We start from the raw sequence: 25,770 nt of genomic DNA, 5'->3' as shown, positions 1-25,770 counted from the left end.
CGCTCGACAGCGCCCGGGGCCTCACTGGGAGGGGAGGCCCCGGGCGTTCGCGCGTCCGCGCCCGGGCCGGGGAGGGCCGGAGCGGCGCCCGGCCCGGCGCCGTAGCAAGGGCCGCGGCGGGCGACAAGGGTGGCCGCTGGCGGGATCCCGCCAGCGGGACGAAGCACCCCGAACCGGTCACCCGGCCCACCGGAACCACCCGTACCCGACGACTGGCGAGACCTGGCCAATCGCCGGCGGCGCCCTGTCCTTTCACGACCTGTGCTTGTCATGCTTCTGACCAAAGCCCCGTTCGACGGCTGTCGCCCCACCCACCGACCGGCCGTCGGAACCGCACGGGAGCAGCACGTCAGCGCCCTACCGCCCCACGGCGCCAACCCCGGCGCCCCGGTACGCGGCGTGACCGCGCACACGCGGTTTCGTGGAAGGAACCCCGTACGTGAAGCGAAAGCTGACAGCCGGAGCCGTACTCTCCGCCACCGCCCTGCTCGCCGGCGCCATCCAGGTCGCCGCCGCCCCCGCCCAGGCCGCCGCGCCCTCGGTGGTGCAGCAGCACGACGCGCTGATCTCGCTGGCCGGCAGCGAGGCCGCGCCGGTGGCGCAGGCGCTCGCCCTCGGCGGCCAGGAACGGCTGGTCGCCAAGGACGCCGTGGTGGACGCCAACGGCACCCGTCACCTGCGCTACGAGCGGACCCTGGGCGGCCTGCCGGTCCTCGGCGGCGACCTGGTGGTGCACCAGAAGGCCAACGGCGCGATCACCTCGGTGGACCGGGCGTTCGGCGGGCAGCTCTCACTGCCGAGCCTCACCCCGGCGCTCTCCGCCGACAAGGCCGGCGCCCAGGCGCTCGGCGCCGTCCGGGCCACCGTCGGCATCGCCGCGGACAAGGACGAGTCGGCGATCAGCCGGGTCGACGGCGCGGGCACGGCCACCCTGGTGGTCTGGGCCGCCGACGGCAACCCGCGGCTGGCGTACCAGACCGTCGTCAAGGGCGAGCGGGCCGACGGCACGCCGAGCAGCCAGCGGCTGGTCACCGACGCGGCCACCGGCGAGGTGCTCTCCACGCACGAGGAGTTCCAGACCGCGAACGGCAGCGGCAAGGGCGTCTTCGTCGGCAGCGTCCCGCTGACCACCACCCAGAGCGGCTCGACCTACCAGCTCAAGGACGCCTCCCGCGGCAACCAGTGGACGGGCAACGCCGCCAGCGGGAACGCGCTGTACACCGACGCGGACAACGTCTGGGGCAACGGGCTCGCCTCCGACACCCAGTCCGCCGCGGTGGACGCCCAGTACGGCGCCGGCGCGACCTGGGACTACTACAAGAACACCTTCGGCCGCAGCGGCATCAAGAACAACGGCGTCGGCGCGAGCAGCCGGGTGCACTACGGCTCCAACTACGTCAACGCGTTCTGGAACGACTCCTGCTTCTGCATGACGTACGGCGACGGCTCGGGCAACACCCACCCGCTGACCGCGATCGACGTGGCCGGCCACGAGATGACCCACGGCGTCACCTCCGCCACCGCCGGGCTGGTCTACTCCGGCGAGTCCGGCGGCCTCAACGAGGCCACCTCGGACATCTTCGGCACCATGGTCGAGTGGTACGCCAACCTGCCCTCGGACGTGCCGGACTACCTGATCGGCGAGCGGCTCAACCTGAACGGCAACGGCACCCCGCTGCGCTACATGGACAAGCCCTCGAAGGACGGCGCGTCCAAGGACTCCTGGTACTCCGGGGTCGGCAACGTGGACGTCCACTACTCCTCGGGCGTGGCCAACCACTTCTTCTACCTGCTGGCCGAGGGCAGCGGCGCCAAGACCATCAACGGCGTCAGCTACAACAGCCCCACCTCCAACGGCTCCACCGTCACCGGCATCGGCCGGGACAAGGCCGCCGCGATCTGGTACCGCGCGCTGACCGTCTACTTCACCTCCACCACCAACTACAAGGCCGCCCGCACGGCGACCCTGAAGGCGGCCGGTGACCTCTACGGCACCACCAGCACCCAGTACGCGGCGGTGGCCGCGGCCTGGAGCGCGGTGAACGTCAACTAGTCACCACCGGAACCACACCTGGAAACGGCGACAGGCTGCCGGGGCCCACTGGGAGAGGAGGCCCCGGCAGCCTGTCGGCCTGCCCGCGGTCGTTCGGGCGGCGATCAGGCGGTGGCGGGCTCGCGGGCGGGTGCGAGCTCGCCGCGCTCCTCCTTGGCGAGGGTCCGCTCGGCGAAGAAGCCGCCGGTGGGCAGCACCGAGAGGACGAACAGCAGGATGCCGCGCTTGGCGTCCCACTTCTGCGCCTGCCAGGCCATGATCCAGAACACCACGTACAGGACGAACAGGATCCCGTGGATCATGCCCATCACCGGCACCGCGTCGAAGCTGGTGGTGCGCTTGAGCACCGAGCAGACCAGCAGCAGGAGGAACGAGAGGCCCTCGGGGCCGGAGACCAGACGCAGGCGGTGGACGGCACTGCTGTTCACGATGGGCACCTCAGTCAGGAGTCGAAGATCGCTTGTGAACCGGCTCACAAGCATCCCCGCCATTATCACCGAGCACATGTCCGACCCCGCTCCCGGGGTGCGGCGCCGGCCGGCCCGGGGTCCGGCGGCGGACACGCAGGGGATACGGAGCCGGTACAGCCGGTGTCCGACGGGCCGGTTTTGTCGCAGACAGGTACCAGAACGACCCCGCCCCCTCCCCCCGAGCTGCCGGATCCCGCTACATTGCGGCGGTGGCACAGTTTCGACTCCAAGGGTCCAAGACGCTCGCCGTCGACATGACGGGCGATGGCGTGAAAGCCAGAAACGGCTCGATGGTCGCGTACACCGGCCAGATGAACTTCAAGAAGCTCAGCGGCGGCGGTGACGGGCTGCGCGGCGTCGTGACCCGACGGCTGACCGGTGAGCAGATGACGGTCATGGAGGTGAAGGGGCAGGGCACCTGCTACTTCGCCGACCGAGCCACCGAAATCAACCTGGTCCGGCTGAACGGCGAGACGCTCTACGTCGAGTCGGACAACCTCCTCTGCACCGAGGGCACGCTGAAGACCGGCACCAGCTTCACCGGGCTCAACGGCATCTCCTCCGGGAACGGCCTGTTCACCACCAAGGTGGAGGGCCACGGCTGGGCCGCGCTCACCTCCAAGGGGCCGGCGATCATCCTGCGGGTCTCCCAGGGCATGCCGCTGCGGGTGGACCCGGGGGCGTACGTCGCGCACACCGGCAACCTCAGCCGCAGCCTCAAGTCGGGCGCCGGCTGGTCGACCTTCATCGGCGAGGGCGGCGGCGAGGCGGTCCAGGTGGAGTTCTCCGGCGAGGGCCTGGTCTACGTTCAGCCGTCCGAGAAGATCACCATCGGGGGCGACGTCTGATGCCGTTCACCAGGATCAACAACAAGATGATCGAGGCCCGGGTCGTCCCCGGGCAGCGGATGTTCAGCCAGCGCGGCGCGATGCTCGCGTACACCGGCGAGGTCCGGTTCACGCCGAACCTCACCGGCGGCCAGGGCGGCGTCATGTCGATGATCGGCCGCCGGGTGGCCAACGAGGACACCCCGCTGATGACCGTCGAGGGCCAGGGCACCGTGATGTTCGGCCACGGCGGCCACCACGTGCACGTGATCGACCTGGCCGGCGACACCCTGTACGTCGAGGCGGACCGGCTGCTGGCCTTCGAGGGCTCGCTGCAGCAGTCCACGATGTTCATGGGGTCGCAGGGCGGCGTGATGGGCATGGTCCGCGGCCAGGTGACCGGGCAGGGCCTGTTCACCACCAAGCTGGACGGCCACGGCGCGGTGGCGGTGATGGCGCACGGCGGCGTCTTCGAACTGCCGATCACCCCGCACCAGCCGGTCCACGTCGACCCCCAGGCCTACGTCGCGCACCGCGGCCAGGTCCAGAACAAGCTGTCCACCGCGCTGGGGTGGCGCGACATGATCGGACGCGGCTCCGGCGAGGCCTTCCAGCTGGAGCTGTCCGGGAACGGCACGGTGTTCGTGCAGGCGAGCGAGGAGAAGCTCTGATGTCCTACCCGCCGCAGCCCCCCTACGGGCAGCCGCACGACCCGTACGGCCAGCCGCAGCCGTACGGCCAGCCGTCGCCGTACAACCAGCCCACCCAGCCCGGCTACCCGGCCGCCCCGCCGCCGCCCGGCTACGGCCCGCCGCCCGGGCAGGGCTACCCGCAGCAGGGCTACCCGCCACCTCCGCAGCAGCAGGGTTACCCGCAGCAGCAGCCGCAGCAGTACGCCCAGGAGCAGTACGGCGGCGCCCAGGCCCCGCTGCCGAAGGCACCGGACGGCTCCGGCCCGGTGGTGCACGACGTGCACAGCCTGCCGGCGAACGACAACGTCAACCCGTACGCCTTCTCGGTCGACCTGAACGGGTCGTACTTCCTGCAGAAGGGCAAGATGATCGCCTACTACGGCGACATCTCCTTCAAGGGCGTCGGCGCCGGGGCGATCGACCGGATGCTCGGCCAGCACTTCAACTCGCCGATGCACGCGGCGGACTGGGTGGTCGCCGAGGGCCGGGGCAAGCTGCTGCTGGCCGACCGCGCCTTCGACCTCAACTCCTACGACCTGGAGGAGGGGAACCTGACCGTCCGCTCGGGCAACCTCCTGGCGTACGAGCCCACGCTGCGGCTCAAGCAGTCGATCATCCCCGGGTTCCTCACGCTGATCGGCAGCGGCAAGTTCGTGGCCGCGTCCAACGGGCCGGTGCACTTCGTCGAGCCGCCGATCCGGGTGGACCCGCAGGCGCTGGTCGGCTGGGCGGACTGCCCGGCGCCGTGCCACCACTACGACCACGACTACATGCACGGGGTGCTCGGCGGGATCCGCCGCCTGACCGGCCTGGGCGGGGCGTCCGGCGAGGAGCACCAGTTCGAGTTCATCGGCGCCGGCCAGGTGCTGCTGCAGTCGACCGAGGTGCTGATGGCCGACCGCAACGTCGGCCAGGTGCACGCCGAGGCGGGCGTGCCGATGGGCGGGGTGCCGTCGCAGCCCGCGGCCGCGGGCCACGGCGGGGGCAACCTCAACGTGCCCGGGCTCGGTAACCTGGGCGACCTCGGGCGGCGTTTCGGCCTGTAAAGTCGTACAAGATTGAACTAAATGCGGTATGCTCGCACCATGGATACGCGCACGATCGACGCCGCCGACGTCCCCCCCTCGCAGCCGGAGGAGGGGACTCCGTGGCTCAGCGCCCGGGAGCAGCGGCTGTGGCGCGCCCACCTGGAGGTCTCCAAGCTGCTGGACTACCAGCTCAGCCGCGAACTCCAGCCGCACAACCTCGCGATCAACGACTACGAGATCCTGGTCGTGCTCTCCGAGGCACCCGAGCGGCGGATGCGGATGACCGACCTGGCCACCGCGACCCTGCAGTCCAAGAGCCGGCTCTCGCACCAGATCACGCGGATGGAGACGGCCGGGCTGGTCCTGCGGCAGGAGTGTCCGGGCGACCGGCGCGGCCTCTACGCCCACCTCACCGAGCAGGGCTGGGAAACCATGCAGAAGGTCGCCCCGGACCACGTGCGCAGCGTCCGGACGCACTTCATCGACCGCTTCAGCCCCGAGCAGCTGGACGCGATGTACCAGGCCCTGGCCCCCATCGCCGAACACCTGCGGGACCTCCGCGGCCGGGCGTAACTTCGCCCGCTCGCCTCCGGGGCGCTCGACCCGGCGCCGACACTCGTCGCTCCAACGCCCTCGTACCTCGGTCGTCCTCGCTCCTCCCTTTCGGCACCGGCGCACCCCTTCGGCTCGGGGCGGGTCGGGTGGGTGGCAGGGCGGGTTCGGTTGTGCCGGGGCCCGGTCGGCCGTCGGTGCGGCGGGTGACCGGGCCCCTCGTCGTGTTCAGCCCTGGGTGAGTCCGGCGACCAGTTCGTCGGCGGCGCCGTAGGGGTCCAGCTCGCCGGCCACCACCCGCTCGGCCAGGGTGGCCAGGTGGCGGTCGCCGTGCAGGTCGCCGATCCGGGAGCGCAGCGCGGCCAGCGCGATCGCCTCGATCTCGTCGCCGGCCCGGCGGCGGCGGCGCACGGCCAGCTCGCCGTGCTCCTCCAGCCAGGCGCGGTGCTTCTCCAGCGCCTCGACCACCTCGTCGACGCCCTCACCGCGGGCCGCCACGGTCTTCACGATCGGGGGCCGCCAGTCCCCCGCCTCGCGGGTCTCGCCGAGGCCGAGCATGTGGTTCAGCTCCCGGGCGGTCGCGTCGGCGCCGTCCCGGTCCGCCTTGTTCACCACGAAGACGTCGCCGATCTCCAGGATCCCGGCCTTGGCGGCCTGGATCCCGTCGCCCATCCCGGGGGCGAGCAGCACCACGGTGGTGTCCGCCTGGGCGGCGATCTCCACCTCGGACTGGCCGACGCCGACGGTCTCCACCAGGATCACGTCGCAGCCGGCCCCGTCCAGCACCCGCAGCGCCTGCGGGGCCGACCAGGAGAGGCCGCCGAGGTGGCCGCGGGTGGCCATCGAGCGGATGAACACCTCGGGGTCGGTGGCGTGGTCCTGCATCCGGACCCGGTCGCCGAGCAGCGCGCCGCCGGAGAACGGCGAGGACGGGTCCACCGCCAGCACCCCGACCCGCTTGCCGAGCCGCCGGTAGGCGGTGACCAGGGCGGAGGTCGAGGTGGACTTGCCCACGCCGGGCGAGCCGGTCAGCCCGACGGTGTAGGCCCGGCCGGTGTAGGGGGCCAGCGCCGCCATCGCCTCGCGCAGCTGCGGGGCGGCGTTCTCGACCAGCGAGATCAGCCGGGCCACCGCACGCGGCCGGCCCGCGCGGGCCTGCTCGACCAGGGTCGCGACATCGATCATCAGGAGCTCCTAGCGCCGAAGGGCCGCGGACCGCTGGTGGCGGTCCGCAGCCCCTGAGGTAAGTCGGATGATCAGGCCTTCGCGGCCTGCTCCTTCGGGACGCGGACGATCAGCGCGTCGCCCTGGCCGCCGCCGCCGCAGAGCGCGGCCGCGCCGATGCCGCCGCCGCGCCGCTGGAGCTCCAGCGCCAGGTGCAGCACCACGCGGGCACCGGACATGCCGATCGGGTGGCCGAGCGCGATCGCGCCGCCGTTGACGTTGACGATGTCGGCGGAGACGCCCAGGTCCTTGGTCGACTGGTGGGCGACGGCCGCGAACGCCTCGTTGATCTCGATCAGGTCGAGGTCGCCGACCTCCAGGCCCTCCTTGGCCAGCGCGTGCTTGATCGCGTTGGACGGCTGCGACTGCAGCGAGTTGTCCGGGCCCGCGACGTTGCCGTGCGCGCCGATCTCGGCGATCCAGCTCAGGCCCAGCTCCTCGGCCTTGGCCTTGCTCATCACGACCACCGCGGCGGCGCCGTCGGAGATCTGCGAGGAGGTGCCGGCGGTGATCGTGCCGTCCTTGGTGAAGGCCGGGCGCAGCTTGGCCAGGCCCTCGACGGTGGTGTCCGCCCGGATGCCCTCGTCCTGGCTGAAGACCAGCGGCTCGCCCCTGCGCTGCGGGATCTCCACCGGGGCGATCTCGGCCTCGAAGACGCCGTTCTGCTGGGCCTTGGCGGCCCGCTGGTGGGACGCGGCGGCGATCTCGTCCTGGACGTCGCGCGGGATGCCCAGGCGGGTGTTGTGCTTCTCGGTGGACTCGCCCATCGGGATGTTCTCGTAGGCGTCCGTGAGGCCGTCGTGCGCCATCGCGTCCAGCAGCTCGATCGCGCCGTACTTGTAGCCCTCGCGGGACTTCGGCAGCAGGTGCGGGGCGTTGGTCATGGACTCCTGGCCGCCGGCCACCACGATGTCGAACTCGCCGGCCCGGATCAGCTGGTCGGCCAGCGCGATGGCGTCCAGGCCGGAGAGGCAGACCTTGTTGATGGTGAGCGCCGGGACGTTCATCGGGATGCCCGCCTTGACGGCGGCCTGGCGGGCCGGGATCTGGCCGGCGCCGGCCTGCAGCACCTGGCCCATGATCACGTACTGGACCTGGTCCCCCGCGACGCCGGCCCGCTCCAGGGCGGCCTTGATCGCGACGGCCCCGAGGTCGGCGCCGGAGAAGCCCTTGAGCGAACCGAGCAGGCGACCCATCGGGGTCCGCGCACCGGCAACGATCACAGAGGTGGTGTTGGTCATGGGACGAGCCCCTTCGCACGTCGTGGCCAGGTGAGGATTCCGCTCAATGTACTGACCTGCTACCCGCCCGTCACCGGACCGACGGTGTGATCGAGCGCACTGGCACGATCCAGTCAACACCGTGTCAACCCGGTCCGGGTGAACCCTGCCCGTGTGAGCAGGCTCGCACCCGGATCGCTGGCGCACCCCGGCCGCATGCGCTGCACTGTTGCCGTCCCGTAGCCCGCCCAGACCCGGAGGCCACCGTGCTCACCCGCATCGACCACATCGGCATCGCCTGCCGAGACCTCGACAAGACGGTCGAGTTCTACCGCGCCACCTACGGCTTCGAGGTGTTCCACAGCGAGGTCAACGAGGAGCAGGGGGTGCGCGAGGCCATGCTCAAGATCAACGACACCGGTGACGGCGGCGCCTCCTACCTCCAGCTGCTGGAGCCCACCCGGCCCGACTCCGCCGTCGGCAAGTGGATGGAGAAGAACGGCGAGGGCGTCCACCACATCGCGTTCGGCACCGCCGACGTGGACGGCGACTCCGAGTCCATCCGCGCCAAGGGCATCCGGGTCCTCTACGAGCAGCCCCGGATCGGCTCGATGGGCTCCCGGATCACCTTCCTGCACCCCAAGGACTGCGGCGGTGTGCTGACCGAGCTGGTCACCGCCGCCGAGCCCGGCGAGCACGACGAGCACTGACCCGCACCCGGGTGCCGTCGGAGTCCGACGGCACCCGCCGGGGGTCCGCCCGAGGCCCGCCGAGGGGCCCGCGGCCCTCATGACCCGTCAGTAATGTCGCCCGATGCCCGGAAAACCCCTACGCGGCCATTCCCCCGTGGGACGCTCCCACTACAATGCCCAGGTGCGCGAAGACTCCGGGGGACGGAGGCGACGGGCACGGCCGATGACAGGCCTGTCCGCCCAGCGGTGGACCGGCCCGTCGCAGGGGAGTCCATTACGCGGGCACGGCTGAACAGTCGCAGTTCGGATCTGTCACCATTCTCCACAAGGCAAGAGTTCGCCCAGGAGTCCACCCGGACGGGGGAACGCGGCACGACCGCGCTCCGACGCCCAGGACTTCGACAACCGTGGCGGACGCCCCCGACCAGAACAGGGGCCGTCCACCGGCTGCGGATGCAAGGACCAGTCGGACCGGGGCCCCGGACACGGGAGCCGGGGTGCGGCCGGGTCGAGGACGCGACCAGGAGATGGATGGGACCGCGGAGTGCGGGGCTACGACCGCTACGAGGTTGACGATCACCTCTCCCAGTTCGAGGCCGAGATGGATCGGACTCGCAAGGAGCGGGACAAGACCGTCGAGCATGCCGAGGACCTCGCCTACCAGGTGGAGGTGCTCCGGGCCAAGCTGCACGAGTCCCGTCGCATGCTCGCCCAGCCGCGTGCTTTCGACGCCGTCTCCGGCCAGGCCGAGCAGCTGCTCCGCACCGCCGAGATGCAGGCCCAGCAGCTGCGTGCCGACGCCGAGCGGCAGCTGCGCGACTCCCAGCAGGCCACCCAGCGCCTGATGGCCGAGGCCGCCGAGCGCACCGCCCGGCTGGAGGCCGAGCTGGCCGCCCGCCGCCGCCAGCTGGAGGACGAGCTCGCCGAGCTGCGGCGCAGCGCCGAACAGCACGTCAACGAGAACGTCAACTGGGCCGAGCAGACCCGGGCCGGCACCGAGCAGGAGGCCCAGCGCCTGCTCCAGGAGGCCCGCGCCGAGGCCGAGCGGATGATGGCCGCGGCCCGCGCCGAGGCCGCCGCGCTGTCCGACCACGCCCGCGCCCAGACCGCCGCCGACGTCGACGCCGCCCGCGGTGAGGCCCAGGCCGCCGCCGAGGCCGCCCTCCACCGCGCCCAGACCGACGCCGAGCGCCTGCTGCGCGCCGCCTCCGAGCAGGCCCAGCAGGCCGGCGCCCAGGCCGCCGCCGACGTGAACGCCGCCCGCGGCGAGGCCCAGCAGCAGCTGGCCGCCGCGCACGCCGCCGCCGAACAGCAGCTCGCCGCCGCACAGGCCGAGATCGGCCGGCTCAAGGAGCACGCCAGCGCCGAGCAGGCCCGTGCCGAGGAGGCGCTCGCCCACGCCCAGGCCGAGATCGAGCGGCTGCGCGCCGAGGCGATCGCCGAGGCCGAGCGCACCCGTCGGGAGTCCGCCGAGCTCCGCGCCCAGGCCGAGGCCGCCGCCGAGCAGCTCCAGGCCGATGCCGAGGCCGCCGCCGTCCGCAAGGTCGCCGACGGCGAGGCCGCCAGCGAGCAGCGCTCGCAGACCGCCCGCGCCGAGGTCGCCAGGATGGTCGCCCAGGCGACCAAGCAGGCCGAGGCCATCCGGGCCGAGGCCGCCACCAAGCAGGCCGAGGCGGAGGCCGCCAAGGCGGCCGCCGCCGAGGAGAGCGAACGGCTGCGCGCCACCGCCGAGTCGGTCGCCGGCCAGCTGCGGTCCGAGGCCGAGGCCGCCATCGCGGAGCTGCGCTCGCAGGCCGAGCGCGACGTCGCCGAGCTGCGGGCCCAGGCCGAGGCCGCCGCCGAGCAGCTGCGCAGCGAGGCCGAGGAGGCCGGCCGGGCGGCCGGCGCCAAGGACGCCACCGTCCACCTCGCCAAGGCCGCCAAGACGGCCGAGGAGATGCTGGGCCGGGCCAACCAGGACGCCGAGACCGCCAGGGCCGAGGCCACCACGGAGGCCGAGCGGATCCGCGCCGAGGCCGCCGCCGAGGCGGAGCGGCTGCGCGAGCAGGCGCAGGCCGCCGTCGAGCAGGCCCAGAACGCCGCCCTGGACGACGCGGCCGGCATCCGCGAGCGGGTCCGGCAGATGCAGGACGAGGCCGCCCGGCTGCGGGCCGAGGCCGAGGAGCTGCGCGCCCAGGCCGCCGCCGAGGCCGACCGGGTCCGCGGCGAGGCCCGCCGGCAGGCCGTCGTGCAGATCGAGGAGTCGGCGAAGAACGCCGAGGAGCTGCTGACCAGGGCCAAGACGGACGCGGACGAGCTGCGCGCCGGCGCGGCCGCCGAGATCGAGCGGCTGCGCGAGCAGACCAAGCAGCAGGCCGCCGAGACCCAGGGCCGCGCCGAGCAGACCCTCGACCGGGCCCGCGCCGAGGCCGAGAAGATCGTCGCCGGTGCCGAGCAGCAGGGCCAGGACGCGCTCGCCGCGGCCAAGGCCGCGGCCGCCGAGAACCGCTCCGCCGCCGAGCGTGAGACCGCCGAACTGCGCCGCGAGGCAACCGAGTTCGACCAGCGGGTGCGGGCCGGGGCGAACGCCGACGCGCAGGCCGTCCGGGCCGACGCGCAGGCCGAGGCCACCGCCGTGCTGGACGCCGCGGTCGCCGACGCCGAGCGGCTGCGCGCCGAGGCCGACGCCGAGCTGGCCCGGACCCGGGCCGAGGCCGACGCCGCCGCCGAGGCGCTGCGCGAGGAGAGCCGGCGCGAGCGCGAGGAGGCCGCCGCCGGTCTGCTCCGCGAGCGCGAGGAGACCGCCGAGCAGCTGGCCGCCGCCCGAACCGCCCGCGAGCAGGCCGAGACGGCCGCCGCCGAACTCACCGAGCGAACCGCCGCCGAGACCACCGCGCTCCGCGAAGCCGCCGAGGCCCACGCCGACCGACTCCGCACCGAAGCCGAACAGAGCGCCACCGAACTCACCGAGCGCACCGCCGCCGAGACCACCGCGCTCCGCGAAGCCGCCGAGGCCCACGCCGACCGGCTCCGCACCGAAGCCGAACGGACCGCCACCGAACTCACCGAGTACACCGCCGCCGAGACGGCCCGTCTGCGGGCGGAGGCCGAGGAGGCGCTGGAGGCCGCCCGGGCCGCCGCCGAGCAGCGGACGGCCGAGGCCGAGGCCGCCGCTTCGGCGCTGCGCGAGCGGGCCGAGGCCGACCTGGCCCTGGCCTCCGAGCAGGCCGAGACCGTCCGGGCCGAGGCCGGCCGGGAGCTGTCCGAGGCGCGTGCCACCGCCGAGTCGATCCGCGCCGAGGCGCGGGCGGTGCTGGAGCAGGCCGGCCTCGACGGCGAGCAGCTGACGGCCGCGGCCAGGGCCGAGGCCGCCGAGCTGGTCGCCAACGCCGAGGACGAGGCCGCCGAGGTCCGCCAGTCGGTGGCCGGGATGCACGAGGCCGCGTCCCTGCAGATCGCCGAGCTGCGGGCCACCGCCGAGCGCGAGGCCGCCGAGGTCCGCCGGGAGGCCGAGCAGGCCGCCGCCGAGCTGCGCGACACCGCCGAGCGGGAGACCACCGAGCAGCGCGCGCTGGCCGACCGGGAGACCGCCGAACTGCGCGAGCGCACCGCCCGCGCGGTCGCCGAGCAGCACGAGACCGCCGACCGGGAGACCGCCGAACAGCGGGCCCTGGCCGACCGGGAGACCGCGGACCTGCGGGCCCGGACCGCCGCCGAGACGACCGCGCTGCGCGAGCAGACCGAGCTGGAGCTGGCCGGCGAGCGCCAGGCCGCCGAGGCCGAGCTGGCCCGCCGCCGCGCCGAGGCGCAGGCCTACGACGAGCAGCTGCGCGCCGAGGCCGAGGCCGAACTGCACGCCGCCCGGGAGAACGCCGAGCAGCAGCGCGCCGCCGCCGAGGACCGGGCCGCCCGGACGGTGGCCGCCGGCGAGGAGCGGGCCGCCGCCACGATCGCCGAGGCCGAGGAGTTCGCCGCCGCGCTGCGGGCCGAGGCCGAGGAGTACGCGCTGGCCACCCGGTCCCTCGCGGACGACTACGACGCGGACACCCACGCCCGCGCCGACGCCTTCGACGCGGAGATCCGCGAGGCCGCCGAGCATTTCGACAAGGCCACCCGCGAGCAGGCCAAGTCCGTCCTGGAGCGGGCCTTCGCCGACGCCGAGGCGCTCGGCGAGGACGCCCAGACCACCGCGCTGGCCACCACCGCCGCCGCCGAGGAGCAGGCGGACGCGATGGTCGCGGCCGCCCGCAAGGAGGCCGACCGGCTGGTCGCGGCCGGCGAGGCGGCCGGGCAGGCCGCGGTCGAGAAGGCCCGGGCCGACGCCGACGCCCTGCTCTCCGAGGCCCGCCGGGACGCCACCGCGATCCGCGAGCGCGCCGAGGAGCTGCGCGAGCGCACCGACGCCGAGGTGGAGGCCCTGCACGAGCGCGCCCGCAAGGAGAACGCGCAGGCGATGAAGTCGGCCGGCGAGCGGGTGGACGCGCTGGTGACGGCCGCCCAGGAGCAGCTGACCGAGGCCGAGGAGCAGGCGGTGGCCGCCGTCGCCGAGGCCGAGGAGCGGGCGGCGGCGCTGATCGCGGCCGCCGAGGAGCACGCCAACGAGCTGAACTCGCAGGCGTCCGCCGAGGCCAGCAAGGTCCGGATCTCGGCCGTCCGCAAGGCCGAGGGCCTGCTGAAGGAGGCCGAGACCAAGCTGGCCGACTCGACCGACCGCGCCGAGGCCCTGATCATCAAGGCCGAGGCCAAGCTGAAGTCCGCCCAGGAGGAGTCCGAGGAGCGGATCGAGACGGCGGCGGCCGAGGCGGAGAAGCGCCTGCGGACCGCCGACGAGGCCGCCGACGAGCAGATCGGGCTGGCGAAGGCGGAGGCCGAGCGGGTGCTCGCCGAGGCACGGACCGAGGCGAAGCGGGTCACCGACGAGGGCCGGCGCGAGCTGGACGAGCTGGTGCGCCGCCGCAAGGACATCAACACCGAGATCTCCAGGGTGCAGGACGTGCTGTCCGCGCTGGAGGCGTTCGAAGCACCGTCACCGGTCGTGCAGGCAAACGGGGGAAGTACCAGCAAGAAAGACGGGGGGGCCAAGGCGGGTGCCGGAGTCGGCTCCCCCCGGTCGGGTGGCAATCGTTCCGGCAGCGCACCACCCGATTGAGCGGACATTCTCCGCAAGACAACGGCATTTCGCCGACGACACTCCGGTACCGTGTCAGGATTCCCTCAACCACCTCAGCGGTTTGACGACAGGAAGCCCAGAACCCCATGAGCGACAGTCACTCCCCTCACGGCTTCGACCTGGTGCGCCGTGGGTACGAGCGCGCCCAGGTCGACGAGCGGATCACCAAGCTGGTGGCCGACCGTGACAGTGCCCTGACCCGGATCAGCGCGCTGGAGAAGCGCATCGAGGAGCTCCACCTGGAGACCCAGACCGCGCAGGCGGCGGTCACCGAGGCGGAGCCCTCCTACGCCGGTCTCGGCGCCCGGGTCGAGAAGATCCTGCGACTCGCCGAGGAGGAGGCCAAGGACCTGCGCGACGAGGCGCACCGCGCCGCCGAGCAGCACCGCGAGCTCGCCGAGGCCGCCGCCCAGCAGGTCCGCACCGAGGCCGAGAACTACGCCAAGGACCGCAAGGCCAAGGCCGAGGACGAGGGTCTGCGGATCGTCGACAAGGCCAAGAGCGACAGCGCCCAGCTGCGCGCCGAGGCCAACAAGGACGCCCAGAACAAGCGCGAGGAGGCGGACGCCCTCTTCGAGGAGACCCGCACCAAGGCCGCCCAGGCCGCGCTGGAGTTCGAGACCAACCTGGCCAAGCGCCGCGAGCAGTCCGAGCGCGACCTGGCCGCCCGTCAGGCCAAGGCCGAGAAGCGCCTGGCCGAGATCGAGCACCGGGCCGAGCAGCTGCGCCTGGAGGCCGAGAAGCTGCGCACCGACGCCGAGCGCCGCGCCCGCCAGACGGTGGAGACGGCCCAGCGCCAGTCCGAGGACATCGTGGCCGACGCCAACGCCAAGGCCGACCGGATCCGCAGCGAGTCCGAGCGCGAGCTGGCGGCGCTCACCAACCGCCGCGACAGCATCAACGCCCAGCTGACCAACGTCCGCGAGATGCTGGCGACGCTGACCGGCGCGGCCGTGGCCGCCGCCTCGCTGCCGAACGACGACACCATGGGCGTGCCCGCCCAGCAGTCGCGCTGACGCCGCGGCAGGACGGGCCCCCACCCTTGCGGGTGGGGGCCCGTCCTGCTTCTGTCCCCCGGCGACGGCCCCGGGGCGGCTCCCTGGCGGCCCCTGGCGGCCCGGAGCGGGAAGTCGGCCGGCCCGACTCCCCACTCCGCCGGTTCACCGCGGATAGGCCCCGTCGGGCCGCTGGTGGCCACAGCTCAGCTGATTGCCGTCGTCGTCCGAGACGGTGCCGAACCACGAGGTGCACCAGACCGAGACCGAGTCCCGCCAGTACTGCACCTCGAAGGGGTGTCCGGAGCCGTAGTCGCCGTACGAGGTGACGATGAAGGTCTCCCCCGGACGCATCCAGTAGTCCTCGCCGAGCGGCTCCAGGGTCAGTTCGAGCAGCCCCTCCCCGCGGTTGGTGACCGGTACCCGGCCGGTCACCTCCAGCGCCGAGAAGTCCCAGCCGCCGGTCTCCGCCCGCTCCTCCTTCATCGCGTCACCCGCGCCAGCAGCCCGCGCACCGCCGCGTCGAACGCCTCCGGCGCCTCCAGCGCGCTCAGGTGCCCCACGCCGGGGATGACGGTCAACTCGGCGTCGGGCCGCGCCCGCACCATCAGCTCGGCCTCTTCGAGCGGCATCAGGCCGTCCAGCTCCCCCGCCACGACGGCGGTCGGCACCCGTACCCCGGCGAGCACGTCCAGGGTCTGCGGCCGGGCCGCCATCGCCCGCTGCGCCCAGGCCACCGCCGCCGGCGACGCGGCGGCGATCATGCCCTGGACCCGGTCGACCAGGTGCCCGGAGTCCGGCCCGAGCTGGCCCGCCGCCATCCGCTCGTCGAGCAGCAGCTGGACGCTGTCCCGGGCCAGGACGGCGGCCGCGATCCGCTCGCGGTTGGCCCGGGCGGCGTCCGTGTCGGCGGTCGCCTTGGTGTTGGCCAGCAGCAGACCGGCCATCCGCCGCGGGTGGCGGCGGGCGAAGGCGAGCGCCACGTACCCGCCCATCGAGAGACCGCCGATCACCGCCCGGTCGATACCGGCCGCGTCCAGCAGCAGGGCGACGTCGTCGGCCACCGCGTCCAGCGAGGGCTCGTCCGTGCCCAGCTCGGTACTGCCGAAGCCGCGCTGGTCGGGCGCGAGCACCCGGGCCTCGTGGCCGGTCGTCCCGGGCAGCCCGTCCAGTTGGGCGGACCACATCGAGGCATCGAGCGGGAAGGCGTGCAGGAGCACGAGGGGCATTCCGGTACCACTCTCGCGGACCGACAATGCGGAGGGGAGCTGGGTCATGCGCCCACCGTAGTTCGGTGCGCCCGGCGGGCCCACTCAGCGGGCCGCCCTGTCCGGTTTGTCATAGCCTGACGGAGAGTGAGGGAGCGCGAATGATCGAGTTGCACGAACTGACCAAGCGTTACGGCAAGACGCTCGCGGTGGACCGGCTCAGCTTCCAGGTGCCGCAGGGTGTGGTCACCGGGTTCCTCGGCCCCAACGGCGCCGGCAAGTCCACCACCATGCGGATGATCCTGGACCTCGACCGGCCCTCCGGCGGCCGCGTCACCATCGACGGCAAGAGATACGGGCAGCTCAGCGAGCCGCTGAAGTACATCGGGGCACTGCTGGAGGCCAAGGCCGTCCACCCCGGCCGGACCGCCCGCGACCACCTGCTCTGGCTCGCCCAGAGCAACCGCATCCCCACCGGGCGGGTGGACGAGGTGCTCGCCCTGGTCGGCCTCACCCCGGTCGCCCGCAAGCGCGCCCGCGGCTTCTCGCTCGGCATGGGCCAGCGGCTCGGCATCGCCTCCGCCCTGCTCGGGGACCCGGAGATCGTGATGTTCGACGAGCCGGTCAACGGGCTGGACCCGGAGGGCATCCTCTGGATCCGCAACCTGATGAAGCGCCTCGCCGCCGAGGGCCGGACCGTCTTCGTCTCCTCCCACCTGATGAGCGAGATGGCCGTCACCGCCGACCACCTGGTCGTCATCGGCCGGGGCCGGCTCCTCGCCGACCTGCCGATGGCCGAGTTCATCCGGCGCAACTCCCGCACCGCCGTCCGCCTGCGCAGCCCCCAGCCCGAGCGGCTGCTGGACGTCCTGGCCGGTGCCGGGCTGCGCGGCGAACCGGGCCCGGACGGCTCCTACGAGGTGGTCGACGGCGAGCTCGCCGCGCTCGGCGACCTGGCCGCCGCCCACGGGGTGGTGCTGCACGAGCTGAGCCCCCAGCAGGCCTCGCTGGAGGAGGCCTTCATGCAGATGACCGCCGACTCGGTGGAGTACCACGCCGGGAGCGGCGAGGGCCGCGACGCGGCCGGGGCGCCCGGCACCTGGGGCGCGAACTGGCAGGGCGCGGCGGCGCAGCAGAAGCCGGCGGCCGTACAGCAGAAGGAGAACTGAGATGGCGTCCTTCCCCGCGGTGCTGCGCTCCGAGTGGACGAAGATCCGCAGTGTCCGGTCGACGGTCTGGACGCTCGCGCTGGCCTTCGTGGTCACCCTCGGTATCGGCGCCCTGCTGTCGCTGCTCACCAACAACAACTTCGAGGAGTTTCGGGGCGACGCGGACAGCCCGTTCGACGCCACCGGGACGGCCTTCTCCGGCATCATCCTCGGCGAACTGGCCATCATCGTCTTCGGCGTGCTGGCGGTCGGCAACGAGTACAGCAGCGGGATGATCAGGGTCACCCTGGCGGCCGTCCCGCAGCGCGGGACCCTGCTCACCGGCAAGATGGTGGTGCTCGGCGCGCTGGCCTTCGCGGTCTCCCTGGTCACCGCGTTCATCACGTTCTTCGTCGGCCAGGCGCTGCTCGGCGACCACTCCACCAGCCTCGGCGAGCCGCACGTGCTGCGCGCGGTGTTCGGCGCGGCGATGTACCTGACGCTGCTCTGCCTCTTCTCGGCCGGCGTCACCGCGATGCTGCACAACCAGACGCTGGCGCTGGGCGTGCTGGTGCCGTTCTTCTTCCTGCTCTCGCCGATCCTCTCGGCGGTGCCGAAGGTCAAGACGCTGGCGCACTACTTCCCCGACTACGCGGGCTCGCGGATGATGCTCGTCTACGAGCAGCACAACCAGCCGTACGGGCCGTGGGCCGGCTTCGCGATCTGCCTGGCCTGGACGGTGGCCGCGCTGGTCGGCGGCGCGCTGGTGCTGAAGAACCGCGACGCCTGACCGGCTCGCCGACGCGGCCGCGGCGCCCTCAGTACCGGGGGGCGCCGCGGCCGCGCTGGATGTTCGAGGCCCGGCGGTCGCGGGCGCCCCAGCAGGCCCGGTGCCAGTGCCGGCGGTCGTCCACCCCGGCGCCGTACATCGGCCACGCCACCACGTGGCCCACGCCCGGCGGGATCTCCTGGTCGCAGCCCGGGCAGCGGTAGTGCCGGCCGGCGGTGCCGGCCACCGTCTGCACCACCCACTCGTCCCCCCGGTAGCTCTCGGTGCGGCGCAGCGCGCCGCCGAGCGGGGCGGCCGGCGACGAGTCCTCGTGATCGGCTGCGCTCTTGATCCGGTTGCGGCGGGGCGACACGTCTGGCTACCTCTCTACGGGGGCTCGTGACCGTTCCAGGTTACGGCCGGCGCGTACCCCTCGAAGCCACTATCACGGCGCCGCCCGGCGCTTCGGTGTTTCCCGTGATATCCACCCGTTCTTCTGTGAAATTCGTGGTTCGGCGTGCCATTGGCACATGACATCGGTTACTCACAAGGGGAGAGGCGGGGCCCGCAGACCCTGCGCGCACCCGAGGAGGCCCAAGGATGACCAAGACCAGCGCCCGCGCCGAGACCCGCCGACCCGTCGGAGTCCGGCCGCCCACCGTCGGCCCGGCACCCACGACCGCCGGCCCGGCCACCGCCACCGGCACCCCCCTGCCGGCGCCCCAGCGCTCCGCCGCACGCCCCGCGGACACCGCACCGGTCAAGGTCGGTGCCTTCCTGCTCTCGGCCCAGTTCCCCGGACAGACCCACGGCGAGGCGCTGGACCGGACGGTCCGGGCCACCGTCGAGGCCGAACGGGCCGGCCTGGACAGCGTCTGGCTCGCCGAGCACCACTTCGTCCCCTACGGCGTCTGCCCGAACGCGGCCACGCTCGCCGCGATGCTGCTCGGCCGCACCCGCCGGATCGGGATCGGCACGGCGGTCAGCGTGCTCTCCACCGCGCACCCGGTGGCCCTCGGCGAGCAGGCCGCGATGCTGCACCTGGTCTCCGGCGGGCGCTTCACGCTCGGGGTGGGGCGCGGCGGTCCGTGGATCGACCTCGACGTCTTCGGCAGCGGGGTGGAGGCCTTCGAGCAGGGCTTCCCGGAGCGGCTGGACCTGCTGCTGCGCTGGCTGCGCGGCTCCCGGGTGGGCGCGGACGGCCCGCAGTTCAGCTTCCCCGAGGTGCCCGTGGTGCCGCGTGCCACCGAACCGCCCCGCCGGCCCGACCTCGGCGCCTGGCTCGGGCTCGGCGACCAGTCAGGGCTGCTGCGCTTCCCCCGCCAGCGGGTGGAGGCGGACGCGCCCGTCGACGAACTCACCGCCTCGGGGCGCCCGGTGGCCGGCCCGCCGCTGGTGGTGGCCTGCACCTCACCCGGCGGGGTCCGGCTCGCCGCCGAACGCGGCCTGCCGATGCTGCTCGGCATGCACTCCGGGGACGACGACAAGCTGCGGATGCTGGAGCTCTACCGCACCGCCTGGCTGGCCGCCGGGCGCGGCGAGGAGCAGCTGCGCCGGATCGGCCGCCAGCACGTCGCGGCCGGGGTGGCGCAGGTCGACGACCGGACCTCGACGGCCCGGGCCACGCTGCTGCGCGCGATGCCCGGCTGGTTCGAGTACGGGCTCGGCGCCCACCGCACGGTGGACGGCCGGGAGCGCAAGATGCGCGACCCGCACGCGTACACCGAACTGCTCTGCGACCTGCACGCGGTGGGAACGCCGAAGCAGTGTGCCGACCGGCTGCTGGCCACCGCTGAGCGCACCGGCCTCCGGCGCTTCGCCCTCCTCGCCGAGGGCAGCGGCGACCGTGAGGCCACCCTGCGGAACATCGCCCGGCTCGGCTCCGAGGTGCTGCCGCAACTGGGCTGACGTCGCCGGGCCGCCCCTCCCCTGAGCGGAGTGGGGCGGCCCGGTGGCGGTTCCGGCGCCGCGGCGGCGGCACCGGCGTTCCCCGCGCCGTCGAACCGGCGCGGTCGGCCCGCGCGATCAGCAGTCCCGGAGTTCCTCGGACTGGTTGAGCAGCTGCTCCCGGACGGACGTGAAGCGATCGAACCGCGCCTCGTTGGAGTCCGACGGCAGGAACACCGCCACCCGGTGACAGTTCTGGAAGGCGAGCCGGACGCCGAAGTGGCGCTGCAGCGCACCCCGGATGGCGTCGCTGGCGAGGGCCCGGAGGAGCTGGCCGCGGGCCTGCTCGCTGGGCGGCGGAACGTGGTTGTCGGCGAAGTCGGTGCCGTCGACCTTCGCCTGGGCGACCAGCGAACTGATCAGCTCCCAGGCGTACGGCAGGGAGACGCGGACGCAGTCGACGAATTCCCGCTCGTCGACCTCGCCCCGCTCGGCCTTTTCCAGCAGGGCCGGTGAGACGTCGAGCGACATGGATTCTCCTCTCGCGGTCCACCCGCGCGGCGCCCGGGTGGTGATGCGTAGTCCAAGCTGAGGGTGAGGGTGGGCGAAACGCGCGTGATGTCCGGAACGCCGTCGGACGGCTGTTTCCGGCACCGCGCGGAGGCGGCGGCGCCGAGGCCGCGTCGGAGGACGCGTCGGGGGCACCGGCCGCTCAGAACAGCGTGGCAGCCGATCGGGGGCGAGGCCGGGGATTCCTGTGGATTGCTCCGTAAATACGCCTTGCTGCACCAGATTGGCCGGATCCTGCTGGATCGTTCATCTGAAGTCTCCGTCCCCGTTGACAGCTCCGCTGCAAGCAAGCCGTCACACACCGTAGCTGCCCGTGGGAATGGGCGCCAGAGGGCCGACAGGCATTCGCGGGATCGCCGAACTTCCATGGTCGCGGGGTTCGCGGATTCTTCACCCGGCCGTCGCGGAATCGCATCAACTGGCCCCGGTGGGCTAGCGTGGTCGACCGTGCGTCTCGTAATTGCCCGCTGCTCAGTCGACTATGCCGGTCGGCTCTCCGCCCATCTGCCCTCCGCCACCAGGCTCATCCTGGTCAAGGCCGACGGCAGCGTCAGCATCCACGCCGACGACCGCGCCTACAAGCCGCTCAACTGGATGTCCCCGCCGTGCACCCTCAAGGTGGGCGACGGGGTCTGGACAGTGATCAACAAGGCCGGCGAGAAGCTCATCATCACGCTGGAGGAGGTGCTCCACGACTCCTCCCACGAACTCGGGGTGGACCCCGGCCTGATCAAGGACGGTGTCGAAGCACACCTCCAGGAGCTGCTGGCCGACCGGATGGAGGTGCTCGGCGCCGGCTGGTCGCTCATCCGCCGCGAGTACCCGACCGCGATCGGCCCGGTCGACATCCTCTGCCGCGACTCCGACGGCACGACCATCGCCGTCGAGATCAAGCGCCGCGGTGAGATCGACGGCGTCGAGCAGCTCACCCGCTACCTGGAGCTGCTCAACCGCGACCCGCTGCTCGCCCCGGTGAAGGGCGTGTTCGCCGCGCAGGAGATCAAGCCGCAGGCCCGCGTCCTCGCCACCGACCGCGGCATCGGCTGCGTGGTGCTCGACTACGACGGGCTGCGCGGCATCGACGACGACAAGCTCAAGCTGTTCTGACCGCCGCGCCCTGATCCGTCAGGACGACGACGGAGGCGCCGTCGGGCTCGTCGAGCCCGACGGCGTCGCGCTGTTCGAGGGGCTGACGGTCGCCGAGGGCGAGGCCGAGGCGGTGGTCGGGGCCGGGGCCGTCGGGCTGTTCCCGCCGGGCTGGGTACTGCCACCCCCCGGCCCCGAACCGCCGGGCGGCGGCACGGACGGGACCACCGGCGGTTGCGACTGGCCCGGGGACGGCGACTGCGAGCCGGTCGCGGTCGGCGACTTGCTCGGCTTCTTGGACGCCGACCCGGACGCCGAGGGCGAGTGCGAAGTCCCGCCGCCCGCCGACGACTCCGGGCCCGCCGGGTCCTGCGCGGGCGGGGTCTCCGGGCCCTGCGAGCCCGACGCGTCGTCGGACAGCGTCGGTTCGGGGCTCAGGCTCGGCCGGGGCGCCGGCCGCCCCGCCGGCAGGCCGGTGCCGTCGTCCGTACTGCTGAGCGGGTCGTTGCCGCGGTGCTCGTCCGGCCCGGTGACGCTCAGCCCGACCGCCGTCCCCAGCACGCCGAGCGCGAGGACGGCCGCCGAGGCGGCGATCACCGTGCGCCGGGTGCCGCCGGCCGTGCCGGGGGTGGTCTTGAACCGCCACGGCACCTGCGCGATGGCCCGGATGACGGGACGTCGGACGGGCGCCGGGGCGGTCGTCGCCGCGGCGGGCAGCTGCCGGCCGTCGGCGCGCAGCAGATCGAGCATCCGGCGGGCGCCGGCGGCCCCGCGCGGCTCGCCGAGCGCGGCCCGCAGGGTGAGGGCGGACTCCAGTTCGGCGACGGCCCGCCCGGGCTCCCGGACGCAGATCGCGTAGACGCCCAACTCGTGGTGGAACCAGGCCTCGTCGGCCCGGGAGCCGGTGTTGCGGGCGGCCTCCAGGCCGAGCAGCAGGGCGCGCTCCCAGGCGCCCCAGCGCAGCGCCAGGGCCAGCGCGGGGCCGGCCGCCCGGGCCAGCCGCAGGACGGCCGCGTGCCGGCCGGCGGCCCGGTCGGCCAGCAGCACCCCGATCACCACCTCCGCCTCGGCGGCGATCTGCTCCGTGGAGACCGAGCTGTGCCCGACCCACCAGGCGAAGTGCTGGGCGGCGCCGTCGATGCTGCGGCGGGCCGGCCAGTGCGGGGCGAGCAGGTCCAGCGCGCCCGCGGTGAGCCGGTGGTGGCCGCCGATGGACACCGCCAGCCCGGCGTCGGCGAGTTCGTGCAGCGCGCTCTCGCCCTGGCCGACGTCGATCAGCGCGGGCAGGTGCGGCGCGGTCGGGCACTCGCCGCCGAGCGCCACCGCGAGCCTCAGCACGGCCTGGGCCGGCTCGCTGAGGCCCTCGGCGAGCCGGACGGCGGGCGAGGCGCTCTCGGCCACCGACGGCAGCGGGACGGCCCCGCGCAGCTCGCTCTCACGGACCGCCGGGTCGGGGTGCCGGTCGGGCTCCTCGACCGCGCCGAAGACGTCCAGCCGGTCCTCCTCGGCGGCGACCAGCGCGTCCACGGCGACGTCCCGCTGACGCAGCAGCGCGGCGGCCTGGACGAAGCGCAGCGGCAGCCCCTCGGACTCGAACCAGAGGTCGACCGCCCAGGCCTTCTCGGCCGCGTCCAGGGGCCGGCCGGCCAGCCGGGCGGCGAGCGCGAGACAGGCGGACCGGGAGAGCCCGGCCACCAGGTGGTCCCGCAGCCGGGAGTCGGCGGACAGCGGCGGGCTGTCGGGCGCGACGGAGATCAGGAAGGCGCAGTCGGGGGCGGCGGCGAGCACCTGCTCCAGCTCCGCGCCGACCGGTTCGACCTCGTCGACGACCACGACCGCGCCGACCTGCGCGAGGTGCTCGGCGAGCTGCCCCGGGTCGGGCCGGAAGCCGGGGGCCCGGTGGGTGGCGGCGAAGAGGTCCTGGAGCAGGTCGTCGCCGGTGCGGCGGTGACCGCAGAGCTGGACGACGCCGCCGGGCGCGAGGTCGCCCGCCGCCTCGGCGACCGCCGAGAGCAGGGCGCTGCGACCCGAGCCGGCCTGGCCGACCAGGCGTATCGAACGCCCCTCGGCGAGCAGGCCGAGCAGTTGGGCGATGTCGGCCTCGCGGTCGAGCAGCGGCAGGTCGGCCGGCCCGGCGCCGAGGGCGAGCGGTCCGACCGCGCGGCCGGGGCCGCCGACCGGTCCGCGGGCGGGTTCGGTGCGCCCGATCCGGCGCGGGCGGGGCCGCCACTCCTCGGGGCAGGGCCGGACCTCGGACCCCTCCGGGGTGCCGACGGTCACCAGCAGGGCCCCGGAGACCAGCTCACCGCCCCGGGTGCGGACGGCTTCCTGCCGGAACTCACCGGATGGCTGTCCCACGATCTGCTCCGCCCCTGGTCGGCCGACGACTCGGTACGGCCGTTCCGGACCGGGGGTGGGCCCCTGCCTCCGGCCGGGGGGACCCCCACCCCGCCGGGGCGGGAAGGAGCCGGTCCTGTCCCCGGCGGCCGTCTTCTGACGGCAGACTCTTGCACATCCGGTCCGGACCGCGCAGGGCGGTCCCTCTCCGGAGGGCGCGCGGGAGCGCTAGAGCACCGGGCCGAGGGCGGGCAGCGTGGCACCGTAGGGCTCGGGGACGACGCCCTCGACGGCGAGGATGCGGTGCAGCCGGGTGGCCACCAGCAGGCGCTGGAGCTGGGCCGGGACGGAGCGCAGCACCAGCCGGCGGCCGATCCGGCCGGCCCGGCGGTGGGTCCCCATGATCACACCGAGGCCGGTGGCGTCCCAGAACTCCAGCCGGGTGAGGTCCAGTACGAGGTCGCCCCGACCGCCGTCGACGGCCTGGTGCAGCCGGACCCGCGCGTCGGCGGCGGTGCGCACGTCGAGGCGGCCCTCGATGGCCAGCGCCGTCTGGTCGCCCGTGATGCGCATGGTCTCCTCCTCCGCCTGGCGGTCACTGGTACGGGTCGTTCCGCCCCGGCCGCGCGGGCCCGGATCGGGTGTCCACCGGGCGGGCGTGGAGCCCCGCGCCCGGGCCGGCCGCAGCATCGTCGGCGTGGGCCGGGTCCCCCTCATCTGACGGTGAACCAGGTCCGCAGGTTGCTGGTTCCGGCCAGATCTGAAGCAACTTCACTCGTCCGAGGGAATATACGCAGGAAGTCTCCACACCTACGCTCGATTACCGCCCAAATCACCCGTCTGCGGCACCCGGCGTGAGGAAACTCACCCGCCCCCGGCGAGGTGGGCCGTACGGTGCTGCGACCGCACGGCCCGGTCGGTCAGCGGCCCCGGCGGGTCACTTGGCCGGGTACGGGTAGAAGCCCTGCCCGCTCTTGCGGCCCAGGTCACCGGCGGTGACCATGCGGGCCATGATCTCCGGCGCGGCGAACTTCTCGTCCTTGGTCTCGGCGTAGATGTTCCGGGCGGCGTGCAGCAGGATGTCGACGCCGGTCAGGTCGGCGGTCTCCAGCGGGCCCATGGCGTGTCCGAAACCGAGCCGGCAGGCGGTGTCGATGTCCTCGGCGCTGGCGACGCCCGACTCGTACAGCTTGGCGGCCTCGACCACCAGCGCCATGATCAGGCGGGTGGTGACGAAGCCGGCCACGTCGCGGTTGACCACCACGACCTCCTTGCCGACCCCCTCGGCGAAGGCGCGCGCGGTGGCGAGCGTCTCGTCGCTGGTCTTGTAGCCGCGCACCAGCTCGACCAGGCGCATCAGCGGCACCGGCGAGAAGAAGTGCACGCCGACGACCGACTCGGGGCGCCCGGTGGCGGCGGCGATCCGGGTGATCGGGATGGCCGAGGTGTTGGAGGCCAGCACCGCGCCGTCCTTGGCGAGCTTGTCGAGCTCCTTGAAGACGGCTTCCTTGACGTCCAGCTGCTCGAAGACCGCCTCGACCACGATGTCGGCCTCGGCGACCGCGCCCAGGTCCGTCGTGGTGGTGATCCGGCCGAGCGCCGCCTCGGCGTCCTCGGCGGTCAGCCGGCCCTTGGCGACGAACTTCTCGTACGAGGCCCGGATACCGGCCACACCGCGCTGCAGCGCGGCCTCGGTGACGTCCCGCAGCACCACCGGGTGTCCGGCCTGGGCGGAGACCTGGGCGATACCGGCACCCATCAGGCCGGCACCGATCACGGCGATCTGCTTGCTGGACGCGTTGCTCATGGCTGGGTCTCCCGGATGCCGTCGCCGCCCTGCGGGCGGGCCCTGAAGGCGGCTCA

General features: G+C 73.7%; 22 protein-coding genes. 12 read left to right on the top strand and 10 right to left on the bottom strand.

Annotation, left to right across the window (positions count from 1 at the left end; translation table 11 throughout):
- The first annotated feature begins 439 nt into the window (after positions 1-439).
- Complete coding sequence (locus ACZ4UX_RS13500; RefSeq protein ID WP_465706699.1) at positions 440-2,053, top strand: M4 family metallopeptidase; 1,614 nt, start codon at positions 440-442, stop codon at positions 2,051-2,053.
- Between the two features lie 104 nt (positions 2,054-2,157).
- Here ACZ4UX_RS13500 and ACZ4UX_RS13495 read toward each other — a convergent pair whose 3' ends face one another.
- A complete protein-coding gene (locus ACZ4UX_RS13495) occupies positions 2,158-2,490 on the bottom strand; it encodes a DUF3817 domain-containing protein (RefSeq protein WP_329489643.1) in 333 nt (110 codons plus the stop codon).
- 242 nt (positions 2,491-2,732) lie between these two features.
- On the opposite strand from ACZ4UX_RS13495, the gene ACZ4UX_RS13490 reads away from it, so the two are divergent.
- The 4 genes from ACZ4UX_RS13490 to ACZ4UX_RS13475 all read left to right on the top strand — a co-directional run bounded on the left by ACZ4UX_RS13490 (position 2,733) and on the right by ACZ4UX_RS13475 (position 5,643).
- A complete protein-coding gene (locus ACZ4UX_RS13490) occupies positions 2,733-3,371 on the top strand; it encodes an AIM24 family protein (protein ID WP_329489642.1) in 639 nt (212 codons plus the stop codon).
- Entirely contained in the window at positions 3,371-4,021 is a 651-nt protein-coding gene (locus tag ACZ4UX_RS13485; protein WP_329489641.1) for an AIM24 family protein, read from the top strand. Before ACZ4UX_RS13490 ends, ACZ4UX_RS13485 begins: the two co-directional genes overlap by 1 nt.
- Before the next feature lie 257 nt (positions 4,022-4,278).
- Entirely contained in the window at positions 4,279-5,088 is an 810-nt protein-coding gene (locus tag ACZ4UX_RS13480; protein ID WP_465706752.1) for an AIM24 family protein, read from the top strand.
- A gap of 39 nt (positions 5,089-5,127) precedes the next feature.
- Positions 5,128-5,643: a MarR family winged helix-turn-helix transcriptional regulator gene (locus tag ACZ4UX_RS13475; protein WP_465706698.1), complete on the top strand. Its 516-nt coding sequence runs from the start codon at positions 5,128-5,130 to the stop codon at positions 5,641-5,643.
- Positions 5,644-5,850: 207 nt separating this feature from the next.
- Here ACZ4UX_RS13475 and meaB read toward each other — a convergent pair whose 3' ends face one another.
- Together meaB and ACZ4UX_RS13465 are read right to left on the bottom strand one after the other, a co-directional pair.
- Positions 5,851-6,807, bottom strand: a complete 957-nt coding sequence (gene meaB / locus ACZ4UX_RS13470) for a methylmalonyl Co-A mutase-associated GTPase MeaB (protein WP_329489639.1) — start codon at positions 6,805-6,807, stop codon at positions 5,851-5,853.
- A 71-nt stretch (positions 6,808-6,878) separates the two neighbouring features.
- Entirely contained in the window at positions 6,879-8,087 is a 1,209-nt protein-coding gene (locus tag ACZ4UX_RS13465) for an acetyl-CoA C-acetyltransferase (RefSeq protein ID WP_465706697.1), read from the bottom strand.
- Positions 8,088-8,332: 245 nt separating this feature from the next.
- Between ACZ4UX_RS13465 and mce the strand changes: the two genes are divergently transcribed.
- The 3 genes from mce (at position 8,333) to ACZ4UX_RS13450 (ending at position 14,923) form a co-directional block, all read left to right on the top strand.
- Complete coding sequence (gene mce, locus ACZ4UX_RS13460; RefSeq protein ID WP_329489637.1) at positions 8,333-8,776, top strand: methylmalonyl-CoA epimerase; 444 nt, start codon at positions 8,333-8,335, stop codon at positions 8,774-8,776.
- A 526-nt stretch (positions 8,777-9,302) separates the two neighbouring features.
- On the top strand, positions 9,303-13,886 hold the full coding sequence (locus ACZ4UX_RS13455; RefSeq protein WP_465706696.1) for a hypothetical protein: 4,584 nt from the start codon (positions 9,303-9,305) through the stop codon (positions 13,884-13,886).
- A 107-nt stretch (positions 13,887-13,993) separates the two neighbouring features.
- Entirely contained in the window at positions 13,994-14,923 is a 930-nt protein-coding gene (locus ACZ4UX_RS13450; RefSeq protein ID WP_218201876.1) for a coiled-coil domain-containing protein, read from the top strand.
- 144 nt (positions 14,924-15,067) lie between these two features.
- Here the strand turns inward: ACZ4UX_RS13450 and ACZ4UX_RS13445 are convergent, their stop codons facing one another.
- Both ACZ4UX_RS13445 and ACZ4UX_RS13440 read right to left on the bottom strand, forming a co-directional pair.
- Entirely contained in the window at positions 15,068-15,388 is a 321-nt protein-coding gene (locus ACZ4UX_RS13445) for a hypothetical protein (protein WP_329489635.1), read from the bottom strand.
- The gene (locus ACZ4UX_RS13440; RefSeq protein ID WP_352289403.1) at positions 15,385-16,179 is read right to left on the bottom strand and encodes an alpha/beta fold hydrolase; all 795 of its coding nucleotides are present in this window, start codon (positions 16,177-16,179) and stop codon (positions 15,385-15,387) included. The genes ACZ4UX_RS13445 and ACZ4UX_RS13440 overlap by 4 nt, the downstream gene beginning before the upstream one ends.
- A gap of 92 nt (positions 16,180-16,271) precedes the next feature.
- On the opposite strand from ACZ4UX_RS13440, the gene ACZ4UX_RS13435 reads away from it, so the two are divergent.
- Positions 16,272-17,279 (top strand): ABC transporter ATP-binding protein, encoded by a 1,008-nt coding sequence (locus ACZ4UX_RS13435; RefSeq protein WP_465706695.1) that lies wholly within the window; start codon positions 16,272-16,274, stop codon positions 17,277-17,279.
- A gap of 1 nt (position 17,280) precedes the next feature.
- Positions 17,281-18,048: an ABC transporter permease gene (locus ACZ4UX_RS13430; protein ID WP_352289397.1), complete on the top strand. Its 768-nt coding sequence runs from the start codon at positions 17,281-17,283 to the stop codon at positions 18,046-18,048.
- A gap of 28 nt (positions 18,049-18,076) precedes the next feature.
- Here the strand turns inward: ACZ4UX_RS13430 and ACZ4UX_RS13425 are convergent, their stop codons facing one another.
- On the bottom strand, positions 18,077-18,400 hold the full coding sequence (locus ACZ4UX_RS13425) for an ATP/GTP-binding protein (protein WP_465706694.1): 324 nt from the start codon (positions 18,398-18,400) through the stop codon (positions 18,077-18,079).
- A 227-nt stretch (positions 18,401-18,627) separates the two neighbouring features.
- On the opposite strand from ACZ4UX_RS13425, the gene ACZ4UX_RS13420 reads away from it, so the two are divergent.
- Positions 18,628-19,935 (top strand): LLM class flavin-dependent oxidoreductase, encoded by a 1,308-nt coding sequence (locus tag ACZ4UX_RS13420; RefSeq protein ID WP_465706693.1) that lies wholly within the window; start codon positions 18,628-18,630, stop codon positions 19,933-19,935.
- Between the two features lie 117 nt (positions 19,936-20,052).
- On the opposite strand, the gene ACZ4UX_RS13415 is transcribed toward ACZ4UX_RS13420, so the two are convergent.
- Positions 20,053-20,445 (bottom strand): SCO5389 family protein, encoded by a 393-nt coding sequence (locus ACZ4UX_RS13415; protein ID WP_329489629.1) that lies wholly within the window; start codon positions 20,443-20,445, stop codon positions 20,053-20,055.
- A 486-nt stretch (positions 20,446-20,931) separates the two neighbouring features.
- On the opposite strand from ACZ4UX_RS13415, the gene nucS reads away from it, so the two are divergent.
- On the top strand, positions 20,932-21,591 hold the full coding sequence (gene nucS, locus ACZ4UX_RS13410) for an endonuclease NucS (RefSeq protein ID WP_465706692.1): 660 nt from the start codon (positions 20,932-20,934) through the stop codon (positions 21,589-21,591).
- An 18-nt stretch (positions 21,592-21,609) separates the two neighbouring features.
- On the opposite strand, the gene ACZ4UX_RS13405 is transcribed toward nucS, so the two are convergent.
- The 3 genes from ACZ4UX_RS13405 to ACZ4UX_RS13395 form a co-directional block, all read right to left on the bottom strand.
- Positions 21,610-23,928 carry a P-loop NTPase family protein gene (locus tag ACZ4UX_RS13405; protein ID WP_465706691.1) on the bottom strand — a complete coding sequence of 773 codons (2,319 nt, stop codon included), beginning with the start codon at positions 23,926-23,928 and terminating at the stop codon, positions 21,610-21,612.
- 207 nt (positions 23,929-24,135) lie between these two features.
- Positions 24,136-24,480, bottom strand: coding sequence for an STAS domain-containing protein (locus tag ACZ4UX_RS13400; protein WP_329489626.1), 345 nt, complete (start codon positions 24,478-24,480; stop codon positions 24,136-24,138).
- Between the two features lie 364 nt (positions 24,481-24,844).
- A complete protein-coding gene (locus ACZ4UX_RS13395; RefSeq protein WP_359803136.1) occupies positions 24,845-25,714 on the bottom strand; it encodes a 3-hydroxyacyl-CoA dehydrogenase family protein in 870 nt (289 codons plus the stop codon).
- Between the last annotated feature and the right edge of the window lie 56 nt (positions 25,715-25,770).

Source organism: Kitasatospora sp. NPDC028961 (assembly GCF_055564815.1).
The sequence above is the reverse complement of the archived record's forward strand: the minus strand, read 5'-3'. Positions and strand labels throughout refer to the sequence as shown.

What these genes read in the sequence shown, in the direction of transcription:
- ACZ4UX_RS13485 (WP_329489641.1), top strand. Translation starts at nt 3,371, where the DNA reads ATGCCGTTCACCAGGATCAACAACAAGATGATCGAGGCCCGGGTCGTC.
- ACZ4UX_RS13475 (WP_465706698.1), top strand. Translation starts at nt 5,128, where the DNA reads ATGGATACGCGCACGATCGACGCCGCCGACGTCCCCCCCTCGCAGCCG.
- meaB (WP_329489639.1), bottom strand. Translation starts at nt 6,807, where the DNA reads ATGATCGATGTCGCGACCCTGGTCGAGCAGGCCCGCGCGGGCCGGCCG.
- ACZ4UX_RS13465 (WP_465706697.1), bottom strand. Translation starts at nt 8,087, where the DNA reads ATGACCAACACCACCTCTGTGATCGTTGCCGGTGCGCGGACCCCGATG.
- ACZ4UX_RS13450 (WP_218201876.1), top strand. Translation starts at nt 13,994, where the DNA reads ATGAGCGACAGTCACTCCCCTCACGGCTTCGACCTGGTGCGCCGTGGG.
- ACZ4UX_RS13445 (WP_329489635.1), bottom strand. Translation starts at nt 15,388, where the DNA reads ATGAAGGAGGAGCGGGCGGAGACCGGCGGCTGGGACTTCTCGGCGCTG.
- ACZ4UX_RS13440 (WP_352289403.1), bottom strand. Translation starts at nt 16,179, where the DNA reads ATGACCCAGCTCCCCTCCGCATTGTCGGTCCGCGAGAGTGGTACCGGA.
- ACZ4UX_RS13435 (WP_465706695.1), top strand. Translation starts at nt 16,272, where the DNA reads ATGATCGAGTTGCACGAACTGACCAAGCGTTACGGCAAGACGCTCGCG.
- ACZ4UX_RS13430 (WP_352289397.1), top strand. Translation starts at nt 17,281, where the DNA reads ATGGCGTCCTTCCCCGCGGTGCTGCGCTCCGAGTGGACGAAGATCCGC.
- ACZ4UX_RS13420 (WP_465706693.1), top strand. Translation starts at nt 18,628, where the DNA reads ATGACCAAGACCAGCGCCCGCGCCGAGACCCGCCGACCCGTCGGAGTC.
- ACZ4UX_RS13415 (WP_329489629.1), bottom strand. Translation starts at nt 20,445, where the DNA reads ATGTCGCTCGACGTCTCACCGGCCCTGCTGGAAAAGGCCGAGCGGGGC.
- ACZ4UX_RS13400 (WP_329489626.1), bottom strand. Translation starts at nt 24,480, where the DNA reads ATGCGCATCACGGGCGACCAGACGGCGCTGGCCATCGAGGGCCGCCTC.
- ACZ4UX_RS13395 (WP_359803136.1), bottom strand. Translation starts at nt 25,714, where the DNA reads ATGAGCAACGCGTCCAGCAAGCAGATCGCCGTGATCGGTGCCGGCCTG.